Here is a 12,638-nt window from a genome sequence, read left to right as displayed (position 1 = left end):
ACAGCAGTACGGCCCTCCCGCGTGGATCTTCGGCATTCATCAGTAGGCTCGGATAATAAGGCGAATGTGACACTTTCCGTCATGGGAGATGAGGGATGATGCTGACTGGCAAGGAGATCGCTCGGCTCGCCGGCGTATCGCAAGCCACCGTCTCACGTGTCGTGCAGGGCTCGCCTCGTGTCAGCGCCGAGAATCGCCGACGCGTCGAGAAGGTGATGGCGGAGGTCGACTACGTGCCGAACGCGCAGGCCCGCGCGATGCGGATGAAGCGATCTGGGGCCATCGGAGTAGTGGTCGGCGAAATCACCAACCCCTGGTACCCCGTGATGCTCTACGCACTGGCCCGCGAGATCGATGGCGCCGGCCTACGCATGAACGTGTGGGTCTCGGACGGCGAGAACAGCGAACAGGCAGCGATCGAGGCAATCCGCTCCAAGCTTGTCGACGGACTGATCTTCACAACCGCAACCCGCGATTCGAAAGCACTGCGCACCGCGCTCGAGATGGGCTTGCCCGTCGTGCTCGTCAACCGCAGCCTCGAGAACATCACCAGCGATCAAGTCACCGGCGATAACATTGGCGGCGGTGCGGCCGTCGCAACTTACTTTCTTGCGCACGCGCGCACCAGCGTCGCCCTCGTCGGCGGCGGTCCATGGGTCAGCACGGGACGGGAAAGGCGCAGGGGGTTCGTCGACGTCTTCGCCGATGCAGGAATTCGCATCCCTCACGCCCGCATGCCTGAAACTGATTTCACGCATCAGGCAGGCCTCGATGCCGGAAGGCTGTTGCTCGCAGATGACCCGCCGCAGGCAATCTTCTGCGCCACCGACGTCATCGCGTTCGGCGTCATCGACGCCGCGAAGGAGCGCGGACTACGAGTACCCGAGGATCTCTGGGTCGTGGGCTACGACGATATCCCGATGTCAGCGTGGAAAGTGCTCGACCTCACCACAATCCGTCAACCCATCGACGAGATGGCCACATTATCGCTCCAGATGCTCCTGGCGCGCATCAATAACACCGACGCGGACTTCGAACACAAACGCTTCGCGACCGAACTAGTCATACGCGGTTCGACGGGATACCTGCCCGCGTGAGCCCACCGCCTCGCCTCTAAGAACATAGGAGAACTCGTGGAACTTGTCCTACCCATGCAAGTGCGGTTTTCGGACGTCGACCGCTTCGGCCACATCAACAACGCGGTCTACTTGTCCTACCTTGAGCTCGCCCGTATCCGGATCTATCAGGACGAATCGCTCGGAGCTTCGGTGGAAAGCCTCGCGGGCGAAGGGGCCGGGATCGTCATTGGCTATCAGGAGATCGCCTATCGAGCTCCGATCGGGCCGAACGTTCCGACCGTCGATGTAGCCGCATGGGTGACACGGGTAGGGCGATCGAGCTTCGATATCGCCTACAGCGTTCGCAATGGAGAAGTTGAGTGCGCAATCGCTTCGACATCGACCGTGCTCGTCGACGTTTCGACCGGACGCCCCCGCGCACTCCCCGATCACGCGAAGGGGGTCCTGGAGCATTTCAGCGGGCCACCCGTCGACGTGCGGGCACGGTAAAGCTCGGCCCTCGACGCTATCCCACAGTGAGTCCACACTGCAATTCACGCACCAACCAGCACAGCAGAAGCGCTCCAGGAATTGCGCTGCCACAGGATTCAACGAATGATGTGGCAGCGAGGAGATCGAAGCCCTCCCAAGCCGGCCTTTCGAGAGTTTTCTCAGAACCGTTCATAGTGACGGGACGGATTTGCAGCTCGTATCGGTGGAGAATGTGCCCGGCGGTTTTAGCAAGCAGACCTATTTTGTAACGGTCCTTGAGTCGGGTGATAAGATGCGGGAGCTAGTCGTGAGAAAGAACGACAGTGTGCCGTTTATGTTCCATCCGGCGTATCGTATCGAGCGCGAGTTCTCACTACTACGCGAACTCTCGAATGGGTAACGCTGTTAACGGGATCGACGGAGATTTCTACGTAATGGAGCGGCTTCCAGGAAAGCCGCTGGGTGCGTTGTCTTCTGGAGCACAGAAGATTTCGGAAGCTGTCGCACTGGAAGTGGCTGAGCATCTCGCCAGACTGCATAAGGTAACGCCAGACACCCCGTCCGCCAACCCATGGGGCACACTGATAACCACGGCCACCGCCTCCGATCCGGGAGTTCTCGCATGAACCCTTCGATCATCAGGCGGTGGCCGCCAAGCGGGCAAACGGGGCACCCCGCTACAGGGAACCGGCCGGGACCACCCGCGCAGGTTAAATAACAAGCTTAGACCCCCGGCCCGCCACAACTCGGATACCGCGAGGACATGCGAGGAGTGGCGGATTACGGATTAGCGCGGACCGGCGCTCGCGCGATGTCCATTTCGGTGCCCTCGGCGCCGTCGAAAACATGCGCGCCGCGCAAGCTGACGTCGGCTCCGCCATCGACGAAAACGACCTGCCCGGTGACATGCGTGTTCTCTTCGCTCGCCAGCCATCCCAGCAGGCGAGCGACGACGACCGGTTCGGCCGGCCCGTTAAGCGGCATTGGGACGGCGGCGAGAAGTGCTGCACGCCCTTCTTCGGTTTGCATCATGGGCACCCTCATAGTCATAGGAGTAAGGATCACACCAGGGCCAACACCATTGAGCGGAATACCGGCACCGGCCCACTCCTCTGTGATCGACGCAGACCGCACCCACTCGGCAATCGCACGCTTGGTGGAGGCATAGATCAGGTGCCCACCATCACCCGCTGGCAGATCGTCAGCGATCGACACTGCCTGGGTCTCATCATCAGCTTCCATCGCGGCGACCAACGCGGCATTGTTCTGCTGGAGCGTCGAGAAGGACGCCACGACGACCGCGCGCGGCGCCGGCGAGTTGGCTAATAGCGGCCTCAACGCCTCAAGGCTGGCCTTCGCGCCGAAGTAATTCACCTTGACCATTAGCGACGATGACGTGACGACGCCGGCCACAGCGATCACTGCGTCGACTGAGCCGCCGCTGATCGCGGCGACTGCATCGGCAAGACCCGCTCGACCTTCAGTCGTCGATAGGTCAGCGTCAACGTCACTGCCGTGCAGGTCTACGCCGATCACCCGGTGCCCCTGCTCCTCCAATAGCACTTTCGTCGCGCGACCGATTCCTGAAGCGGCTCCCGTAACTACATATGTCCTCGCCATGAAAATCCTTTCCGACCGATGACACTATATGTTCGAATGGCACGATATTTCACTGATTGCAGTTTGGGTATGGCCGCCAGCAGAGGCACGACCCGCACCAGGTCGATGACGGTGGCGGTGCCGCGGACGGAGACCCGATCGAAGATCACCACCGGTACGGTCTGCTCGTCCAGGATCTCAACGGTGTCGTGGCGCAGCCCCACTGTCACCGTGCTGGAGCCGAACGACGGGCCGGCGGCATACGTGTTCTGCTTCACCAGCAGTTCCCGGTCTTTGTTGGTGCGGCGCTGCTCGTTGCGCACCGGGTCGAACCCGACCACCCCAACAAACTGTCACTAACCGTCTTGGACGGGCACGCCTAGACGCCCTCGAGGTTCTGACCGATCTGCTCGGTCGATGTGGGCGTCGTGACTGTCGATACACTCAAGATCCGTCTGCGTGAAGAGCTTGACGTTCGCCGAGGTTGCCCTGGAACGCGAGGCGCAACTGGTCGGTCCTTCGCACTCTGTGCGAGCATGACCCCCGCACCACTATTCGTCATGCCACGAACGACATCGTCGCCGTTAGATTGGGTCATGGCGTTAGCTTCGCGATTCGGCCAGAACTTGCTTTGCAGGAAACCGCTTACTGCCGTCAGCTCCTTCGAACTTCAGACCGGGGAAGCCCTTGGCGACGTTTTCCCTCATCCTGCGGCCGTACTCCGGAATACCCGAGGGGTACTGCGTATACACCAGCGGCTTGCCTGGAATGTTGCCACCGGTGTACCAGTTCTTTGAATAGCTGAAGAACTTTGACATATTCCCCACAGCTTCCTGCACATGATCCAGAAATTCGGATGCTGCTTCTTCGGTAACCTCGACCGATCGAGCACCCAGGGCCTCTGCATGAGCAATCTGAGCGACGATAAAGTCCACCTGGAATTCGGTAGCCCGCGGTACGTTTCCTGCTCCAACGTGCGGTCCGCCCGCGACGAACAGGTTGGGGAACCCAGGCACGTTTGAGCCGAATAGGGTGACCGGTCCTTCACTCCAGGCATCCCTGAGTTCCTCACCGTCTCGGCCTGTAATGTTCAGATCCAGAACCGCGCCGGTGACTGCATCAAATCCTGTGGCAAGCACGACTGCATCAAACTCGAACTCGCGTTCGCTCGTCTCGATTCCTGCCTCGGTGAAGCGCACAATCGGGGTGACCGGCAGCTCGACGAGTTCGACGTTCTCCTGATTGTAAACCTCGTAATAGTTCGTCTCCATCGGAGGCCGCTTGGCGCCGAACGCGTGATCCTTAGGGATGAGCTTCTCTGCGATCACCGGGTCTTTTACTCGTTGACGGATCTTACTCGCGAGGAAGTCTGACCACGCCTTGTTCGCCGCCTCGTCCAATGCCAGATCGGCGAATGATTCAGATACCTTTCGGAGGCCACCGCTGCGATATAGCTCCTCAAACTTCTGAAGACGCTCCTCTTCCGTCACATCGAAGGTCTTGCGGGGGTCGGGGTAATGTTCAAAAGCCATCCACGCAATATCCATTTGTGCACGCATCTCGTCATATCGGCCCTTAATTTCTGCCATTTCTTCAGCAGAATAGGGCCGATTATTGAGAGGGGAACACCAGTTTGGCGTGCGCTGGAATACCGTGAGAGAGCCGGCGACTTCTGCGATTGGCGGAATGACTTGTACGCCGGTCGCTCCGGTTCCAATCACGGCGACCCGCTTCCCCGCGAAATCGACTTCCTCCTTAGGCCAACGGGAGGTGATGTACACCTCGCCCTTGTACGAGTCGAACCCCGGCCAATTGGGCGTGTAAGTAGCAGAAAGCAGACCTGCCGCGGGCACGAAGTACTTGCACAGCAATACCTCCCCAGTTGACAGAGTGAGAGCCCATTCTGAGTTAGCTTCGTCGAGATCGGCCTTCTGAACAATCGTGTTGAACTGAATGTGATCCCGGATGCCCCAGCGGTCCACGACGTGGTTAAAATAGCGCTCGATTTCCGGTGCTGAAGCGTACTCCTCGGACCAGTCCCAGTCCTGCAGCAGCTTCTTATCGTGGAAATAGCCGTACGATGGGCTCTCTGAATCAAATCGGCACCTCGGGTAACGGTTCCAATACCACGTTCCGCCTACACCCGTACCAGCTTCCACAAGCTTAACGGTGAGGCCCAATTTGAGCAGTCGCTCGAGGGCGTAAAGGCCTGTGACACCAGCCCCAACGACCACAGCATCAAAGCGATTCGGCGACTGAGTATCTAGTGACTGAGACATTTAAACTCCCCTAAATATGAAGCAAGAACGCTCTTCTTTGCGCGTTCCCACTGTTGGCCTGCTCGCTCAACAGTGGTTAGGCTATTACTTATCGATCGCTAGATCAACACTTTTGAGGGACGGAAATACGGGCGTGCGGCAGTTGGCGCCTAGCAGTATCAGAGAGCGGTGATCCACGTTCCCATAGCCGGGCTCTGGGTATCGGATCGCGCAGCCGGCCTGTGATCTGATCTCTGAACATTGGCGTGCTCGCGCCGGCACCTGACCCGGCGCCGGGCTCGGAGCCGGCACCGGAACCGGTGCAGGTCGAACCGGCGCCCGGCGATGAGATCCCGACCACCACCGCCGACGGCTTCATTCAGTACCGAATGGGGTCAATATTTAATCGGCGCTACGGGGTCAGTTTTCCACTGGCACTGACACCCGGTGCGGCTCAGCAGGATGCGATTGGATTCGGTGTTACCAGCTGCGCATTCCGTAGACCTGGGTTACCTGCTTCATGACCGGATCGCTGGTGAATCCATATTTGTCTCCGCATTACATCGGAGGTCTCTGAATAGTATGGGGAGTACCGCTTCCTGTATTTTGATTTCACGCCCGGCTGCAGGGCCGGTATGTGTATCGGTAAGTCTGGCAGGCCGTGGCTGAAAGGATTCCTGTGTCACACAAACTCACTTCCGGCCAGCAGGCCCAGGCAGATCGCCCCGGTCGGCGCCCCGGGCTGTTGCCGCGTGATCTTGGGCTTATTGCCCTCTTTGCTGCGCTCATAGCCGCCCTGGGATTTGTTGCGGTTCCGGTTGCAGGCATCGCGGTGCCGATCGTCCTGCAGAACCTGGGCGTGTTCCTGGCCGGCGCCGTTCTTGGCGCACGGCGGGGCACGCTGGCGGTCGTTACCTTCCTGGTCCTGGCTGCCGCAGGTCTGCCGCTGCTCTCGGGCGGCCGTGGAGGTATCGGGGCGTTCATGACGCCATCGCTGGGCTACCTGCTGGGCTGGATCGCCGGAGCTTTCGTCATCGGCTTCATCGCGGACAGGATCCGCTCCGGGAAGCGATACTTTCCAAAGATTTTGACCGCCGTCCTGCTCGGCGGAGTGCTGCTCATTGATCTGCTGGGGGCGCTGGTTTCTCCCCTCTTTACCGGCCTGGATCTGGGGATCACCTTGATCGGTTCGGCGGTGTTCCTCCCCGGTGACATCCTCAAGGCGGTGCTGGCCGCACTGGTGGCCGCCGCAGTCCACCGCGCCTATCCGGTTCCGCCCGCAGGTATCCGGCGAGGCGAGAGCGGGGCGTAGGGTCCCCGTGGGCCTCCCTGGCCGGAAAGATCTGCAAGCATGATTTCACTGCAAGACGTCAGCCATGACTTCAACGGGTTCGAGGTGCTCCACCAGGTCAGCCTGAACCTTCGGGAACATCGGATCGCTTTCATTGGCGCCAACGGCAGCGGCAAATCAACCCTGGCCCGTACCCTCAATGGATTGCTGGTCCCGCGGGCCGGATCCGTTGTGGTGGATGGTGTGGACACCCGCAAGGACGCTGTCCGGGTGCGCCGCAGAGTCGGGTTCATTTTTTCGGATGCGGATCACCAGATCATCATGCCCACCGTCGCCGAGGACGTCGCGCTGGGGCTGCGGGGACAAAAGCTGTCCAAGCCGGAGAAGGCGGATATTGTCGCCGAGGTCCTGGACCGTTACGGGCTGTCCGGGCTTTCCGGCCACCCGGCGCACCTCCTGTCCGGCGGGCAGAAGCAAATGCTTGCCCTGGCCTCCGTCCTGGTCACCGGACCGGACATTCTGATTTGTGATGAGCCGACCACCCTCCTGGATCTGCACAATGTCCAGATTTTCCTCGATACCATCGGAAATCTGCGTCAGCAGGTCATCCTGATGACGCACCATTTGGACATCATTGAGGATTTCGACCGGGTCATCGTCATGGACCAGGGGCAGGTTCGCTTCGACGGATCCCCCGGGGAGGCCGTGGCCGCTTACCGGCACCTGATCAGCTCCCGGAACAAGGAGCGCACCTGCCGATGATCGGCCTCTACGTCGACGGTGCTTCAGTGCTGCACCGGGCCCCGGCGGGGGTGAAATTCCTGCTGCTGTTCCTGGTTCTTGCAGGCGTTTTCCTCGTGGAGGACCTGTATGTGCTGGGCGGGTTCCTGCTGTTCAGCCTGCTGCTCTACCCGGTTGTCGGCATCCGGGCCCCGTTCGCCTGGTCGGCGGTGCGCCCTGTGGTCCCGTTCATGGTCCTGACGGTCGCAGCCCAGATGCTTTTCAACAGCCTGGAGCGGGCAGCGGTGTTCGGAATCCGCATGTTCGTCGCCGTTCTGCTGGCGAGCCTGCTGACCTACACCACCCGCAGCAGCGACATGCTGGACTTTTTCGGCAGAATGCTCGCCCCGCTGCGTCATATCGGGATCAGCCCTTGGCGGGCCAGCCTGGTGCTGTCGCTGACGGTGCGTGCTGTTCCGCTTCTGTCAGCGTCGATCACCACGGCGCGGGAGGCATTTCTGGCCCGCGGCCAAAAGGCTGCCGGTTATGAAATTGTGGTGCCGGTGATCGTCGGACTGATCCGGACTGCGGAGGCCATCGGGGACGCTATTTCGGCCCGGGGCCTGGAATCCGACGTTTCCGAGACCTGATCCGGGGACGGGACGGCAAAATACAGATGCGCATGATTGCTGCAGGCTTCGTTGAACTCGGCCGAGCACGACGGGCAGCGGAGGCTCACCCGGTAGTCCGCAATGGTCAGCTCTGTCCGGCAGACCCCGCACAGAATCGCCCGCTCCTGCCATTGGTCCTCCGGCCAGACCTTGGCGGGGTGGTCCGCGCATTCTTCATGGCACCGGAAGCAGGGATAGTAATGTCCACAGCAGTGGAACTTGATGGCGATGACGTCCTTGCGCGTCCGGTAATGGACACAGCGCGTGTGCGCATCGACGGGTTTCCCGTAAATCTTCACGGGGGTCCTTCCGGTCGTGTTACGGTGCATGCGGCTTTGCGTGCAGGGGAGTCCGGCGAATGCCCGGGTCGGCGGGGCTCCCTACCCCACCTTACTTTCATCGCCGAAAAAGCAAAGAGGTGGAATCGATGCCCTTCCTAGACCGGCTGCAACGCTGGGCGGTGGAGCGTCCGCAGCTTCCAGCGGTTTCCAGTGCTGAGAGTTCCTTGACCTTCGCTGAACTGGTCTCTGCAGCGGCCGGCAGCGTGTGTCCTGGAACGACGGCGGTGTGCCTGCCGAATTCCCTCGACGCGGTGGTCGCCGTCATCGCCTCATTTGCCGGAACCGGCCGCGGCGCCGTTCTCGATCCGTCTTGGCTGCCGGCACAGCGGGCTGCAGTGCTCGAACGGCTGTGTCCCGATCGGTTGATCGACTCCGCCGGGCGCCCCGCTTCCGGAGAACCGGAACTGTTGATCGATGGTCCCCCGGAGTCGGACTTCCTGGTCGGCCTGACCTCCGGAACCACGGCACTTCCCAAGGCTTTCCGCCGCACGCGCCGCTCATGGCAGCTTTCACTGGAGGTCAGCGGGAAAATGTTCGGAGCCGCGGCCGGCGGATGCACTTTGGTCCCGGGGCCGCTGTCATCCGGGTTGAATTTGTATGCCCTGGCCGAATGCATGTGGGAGGGGGTGGAATTTCGGACTGTCCCGGCCGCTGCTACGGCCGAGATCCTGTCCACGATGGAGAAGTACCCCGTCACCAGGCTGGTGATTGTGCCCACGCAGCTTCACCTGCTGGCCGACCGTGCCATGTCCCGGCCCCACGGCCCGGCGGCCGGCCGCCGGCTGCGGCACATCGTCTGTGCAGGCGCCAAACTTTCCCCGGCCGCCATCGCTGCTGCCCGGCGCTGGGCCCCTGAGGCCGTGCTGCACGAGTACTACGGTTCCTCCGAGCTGAGCTTCGTGGCGGCCAGCGCCTTGGCACCGGGAGAGGAGCCATTGCCCGACACCGCGGTGGGCACTCCCTTCCCCGGCGTGGAAGTTCGAATCCTCGATGACGCCGGTCATCCCTGCGGTACCGGAGTGCCCGGGAACATCAGTGTCACGGGCGGACTGATCAGCAATGGCTACATCTGGGGCGATGACGGTACTGCGCTCCGGTGTTTCGGCGAATGGGCCACGGTGCAGGATCAGGGCTTCGTCGACGCCCTGGGCCTGCTGCATTTCATGGGGCGCCGGGCGGACATGATCGTGACCGGAGGCCAGAACGTTTATCCCCACGAGGTGGAGGCCGCGCTACGGTCCGTGCCGGGAGTTGCTGACGTCATTGCCGTCGGACTGAAGGACAGCCTGCGCGGAAGCCAGGTGGCTGCGTGCATACTGGCTGAGGACGGGCGGGTGCCGGCTGCGGGGGAACTGCGCCGCAGGGCCGCAGAATCCCTGGGGCAGGCCAAGCGCCCCCGGCGCTACTACCTGTTAGATGAGCGGCCCGTTACGGCGGCGGGCAAGCTGAGCAGGGCCCTGCTGGCTGAGTGGATCGAAGGAGGCGACCGGCGTGTCAGTTCCCTGGAGTGATCAGACCGGCAGGGTGAACCCGCGCACCCCGGTGATCGTGGCGGCTCTTCGCACCCCCATTTCGCGGGCCGGCGGGGCCCTATCAAGCCTGCGGAACCATGAGCTGCTGGCCCCCTTGCTGGCACGGCTGCTGACCGATACCGGAATCGCTCCTGCGGCGGTGAACGACGTCATTATCGGAAATGCCGCCGGCGGCGGCGGCAATGTGGCACGGCTGGCCGCACTCACCGCGCAGCTGCCGGTCTCCGTCCCGGGGCTCACCGTGGACCGCCAGTGCGGCTCCGGGCTGGACGCCGTGCTCCTGGCGGCACGCCTGGTGGCAGCAGGCGGGGCCGATATCATCCTCGCCGGGGGCGTGGAAAGCATCAGCACGGCACCGGCGCGCGCCTACCGGGAGGCGGACGGAACCCTCGCATTCTATGACCGGGCGCAGCACGCCCCGCTGGAAACGGGTGACCCGGACATGGGCGTGGCCGCCGAGAATGTTGCCCGCCGGTACGGGATCGGCCGGCACCGGCAGGACGCTTTCGCGCTTCGCAGCCACACGCTGGCCGCACGGGCGTTGGATGCAGGATTGTTCGACGCGGAGCTGGTTGCCCTCGAGGCCGGGGGTCAGCGCGTGGGAGCCGACGACGGGCCGCGCAGGAAGCTGACCCCCGGACTGCTCAACCGTTTTCCGGCGGCCTTTGAAGAGGGCGGGAGCGTGACTGCCGGTAATTCCTCCGGGTTCCACGATGGTGCCGCTGCCGTTGTCGTGACCTCACTGGCCGCCGCGCGCCGGCTTGGATTGGAAACCGGCTTGATGTTCGTGGATGGGGAGACAGCCGGAGTGGATCCGGTGTATCTGGGTGTAGGGGCGGCGGCTTCAACCCGCCGGCTGCTGTCGCGGCAACCGGTCGGCACACCGGACCTGATCGAGTTCAACGAAGCGTTTGCGGCGCAGGTGCTGGCTACCCTCGACCTGCTCCGGTTCAGTGTCGACGGGGTAAACCGGGAAGGCGGCGCCCTGGCTCTGGGACACCCCTATGGCGCCTCCGGCGCAGTGCTCGTGACCAGGCTTTTCCACCAGGCCAGGAGGGCCGCCGTTGATGGCACAACGGCGCTGGCGATGATCAGCATTGCCGGCGGGATGGGCACTTCGGCGCTGTTCCGCTGGAAAAAGCTCTAGCCCAGGTGGGCAGAATCCTGATCTGCTGATTCTGGTGCGTGTCCCGTCGGGGGGACTGTGGAATTAACTGTGTTTCCGGCTCGACACGCCGGACGGCAGGCCCGGCGGGGAGGAGCCCGATATGGCCGGAACACTTGAGGCTGTGACGAGTACCGAATCCGTTGAGAATCTGACAGAGAAATCCGAGGCCGAGGCTGCCCGTGAGCTGGTGCGGATGGCGAAGGAGCAGGGCCTGTCCCTGACCGGGCCCGACGGTCTGCTCAAGGCGCTGACCAGGACCGTCATCGAGACCGCCCTCGATGAGGAAATGACCGGGCACCTGGGCTATGAGAAGCACGACGGGGCCGGCAAGCAGACTGCCAACTCCCGCAATGGAGTGCGTGCGAAAACGGTGCTCACGGAGACGACCGGACCGGTCGAGATCGACGTGCCGCGGGACCGCGAAGGCACCTTCGAACCGGTCATCGTCAGGAAGCGCCAGCGCCGCCTGAACGGGGTCGATGAGATGGTCCTCTCGCTCTACGCCAAGGGGCTGACCACCGGGGAAATCAGCGCGCACTTCGCTTCAGATCTACGGGGCCGAGGTCTCCCGGGAGACGATCAGCCGGATCACCGACCGGGTGCTTGAGGAGATGAACGGGTGGCAGAACCGGCCGCTGGATGAGGTCTACGCGGCGATCTTCATCGACGCCATTGTCGTCAAGATCCGCGACGGGCAGTCTCGCCAACCGGCCGATCTACGCCGCCATAGGCGTCACCCTTGACGGGGAGAAGGACATCCTGGGCCTGTGGGCCGGCACCGGCGGCGAGGGTGCGAAGTTCTGGATGGGCGTGCTCACCGACATCAGAAACCGCGGTGTGAAGGACAGCTTCTTCCTGGTCTGCGACGGACTCAAGGGCCTGCCCGAGGTCGTGGCCAATGTCTGGCCGCTGACCACGGTGCAAACCTGCATCATCTTTTCTGTCCGCAACACCTTCCGCCTGTCCTCGAAGAAGGACTGGGACGCACTCAAACGCGATGTGAAACCCATCTACACGGCCGTGAACGCCGCAGCTGCCAGGGCCGCATTCGAGGAGCTAACGGAGCGGTGGGGCAAGAAGTACGGTGCGATCGTGCGGCTGTGGGAGAACGACTGGGAGGAGTTCATCCCGTTTTTGGACTACGACGTGGAAATCCGACGGGTGATCTGCTCAACCAACGACGGAGTCCCTCAATGCCCGGTACCGGCGTGCGGTGAAGGCCCGCGGGCATTTCCCCACCGAGCAGGCCGCGCTAAAGTGCCTGTACCTGGTCACCCGGTCCCTGGACCCGACCGGTACCGGCAGGACCCGATGGGCAGTGCGTTGGAAGCCCGCTTTGAACGCCTTCGCCGTCACCTTCAGCGACCGGTTCCCGGCCGCTGAAAACTACTAAATCAAACCGCCGGATACACCAGCTTGTTCACTAGAGGCAGGGAATCGTGGTCTGCAGCTATGGTTCCTTAGACCGCGGTGAGCCTGTGGCTCGGGATACACCTGCCGGCCTTCAG

11 protein-coding genes and 1 pseudogene are annotated in these 12,638 nt (G+C 62.4%); 8 read left to right on the top strand and 4 right to left on the bottom strand.

Translation table 11 applies throughout. The features are described from left to right. Positions 1-95: 95 nt before the first annotated feature. Positions 96-1,097: a LacI family DNA-binding transcriptional regulator gene (locus AC5RWU_RS22175; RefSeq protein ID WP_494037309.1), complete on the top strand. Its 1,002-nt coding sequence runs from the start codon at positions 96-98 to the stop codon at positions 1,095-1,097. 36 nt (positions 1,098-1,133) lie between these two features. Continuing rightward, on the top strand, positions 1,134-1,568 hold the full coding sequence (locus tag AC5RWU_RS22170) for an acyl-CoA thioesterase (protein WP_494037308.1): 435 nt from the start codon (positions 1,134-1,136) through the stop codon (positions 1,566-1,568). Between the two features lie 762 nt (positions 1,569-2,330). Here the strand turns inward: AC5RWU_RS22170 and AC5RWU_RS22165 are convergent. The 3 genes from AC5RWU_RS22165 to AC5RWU_RS22155 all read right to left on the bottom strand — a co-directional run bounded on the left by AC5RWU_RS22165 (position 2,331) and on the right by AC5RWU_RS22155 (position 5,428). Then, positions 2,331-3,170 (bottom strand): SDR family oxidoreductase, encoded by an 840-nt coding sequence (locus AC5RWU_RS22165; RefSeq protein WP_494037307.1) that lies wholly within the window; start codon positions 3,168-3,170, stop codon positions 2,331-2,333. Next, entirely contained in the window at positions 3,152-3,490 is a 339-nt protein-coding gene (locus tag AC5RWU_RS22160) for a hypothetical protein (protein ID WP_494037306.1), read from the bottom strand. The genes AC5RWU_RS22165 and AC5RWU_RS22160 overlap by 19 nt, the downstream gene beginning before the upstream one ends. A 261-nt stretch (positions 3,491-3,751) precedes the next feature. Then, positions 3,752-5,428, bottom strand: coding sequence for a flavin-containing monooxygenase (locus AC5RWU_RS22155; RefSeq protein WP_494037305.1), 1,677 nt, complete (start codon positions 5,426-5,428; stop codon positions 3,752-3,754). A 658-nt stretch (positions 5,429-6,086) separates the two neighbouring features. Between AC5RWU_RS22155 and AC5RWU_RS22150 the strand changes: the two genes are divergently transcribed. The 3 genes from AC5RWU_RS22150 to AC5RWU_RS22140 are packed head-to-tail and all read left to right on the top strand — an operon-like array spanning position 6,087 to position 8,068. Then, positions 6,087-6,719 carry a biotin transporter BioY gene (locus tag AC5RWU_RS22150; protein WP_494037304.1) on the top strand — a complete coding sequence of 211 codons (633 nt, stop codon included), beginning with the start codon at positions 6,087-6,089 and terminating at the stop codon, positions 6,717-6,719. A 39-nt stretch (positions 6,720-6,758) separates the two neighbouring features. Further along, positions 6,759-7,460, top strand: a complete 702-nt coding sequence (locus tag AC5RWU_RS22145) for an energy-coupling factor ABC transporter ATP-binding protein (RefSeq protein WP_494037303.1) — start codon at positions 6,759-6,761, stop codon at positions 7,458-7,460. Then, positions 7,457-8,068 carry an energy-coupling factor transporter transmembrane component T family protein gene (locus AC5RWU_RS22140; protein ID WP_494037302.1) on the top strand — a complete coding sequence of 204 codons (612 nt, stop codon included), beginning with the start codon at positions 7,457-7,459 and terminating at the stop codon, positions 8,066-8,068. Before AC5RWU_RS22145 ends, AC5RWU_RS22140 begins: the two co-directional genes overlap by 4 nt. Here the strand turns inward: AC5RWU_RS22140 and AC5RWU_RS22135 are convergent. Further along, a complete protein-coding gene (locus AC5RWU_RS22135) occupies positions 7,963-8,418 on the bottom strand; it encodes a CHY zinc finger protein (RefSeq protein WP_494037301.1) in 456 nt (151 codons plus the stop codon). The two genes, AC5RWU_RS22140 and AC5RWU_RS22135, sit on opposite strands and share 106 nt — an antisense overlap. A gap of 98 nt (positions 8,419-8,516) precedes the next feature. Here AC5RWU_RS22135 and AC5RWU_RS22130 point away from each other — a divergent pair, with 98 nt between their 5' ends. From AC5RWU_RS22130 to AC5RWU_RS22120, 3 genes and pseudogenes are all read left to right on the top strand, one after another. Beyond that, positions 8,517-9,941: a class I adenylate-forming enzyme family protein gene (locus AC5RWU_RS22130; RefSeq protein WP_494037300.1), complete on the top strand. Its 1,425-nt coding sequence runs from the start codon at positions 8,517-8,519 to the stop codon at positions 9,939-9,941. Further along, positions 9,922-11,109, top strand: a complete 1,188-nt coding sequence (locus tag AC5RWU_RS22125) for a thiolase family protein (protein WP_494037299.1) — start codon at positions 9,922-9,924, stop codon at positions 11,107-11,109. The genes AC5RWU_RS22130 and AC5RWU_RS22125 overlap by 20 nt, the downstream gene beginning before the upstream one ends. Positions 11,110-11,230: 121 nt before the next feature. After that, positions 11,231-12,523, top strand: a pseudogene (locus tag AC5RWU_RS22120) (IS256 family transposase). Positions 12,524-12,638 lie beyond the last annotated feature (115 nt).

It is taken from the genome of Arthrobacter sp. B0427-1-12 (assembly GCF_059092905.1).
This window is presented reverse-complemented; position numbering and strand designations above follow the sequence as displayed.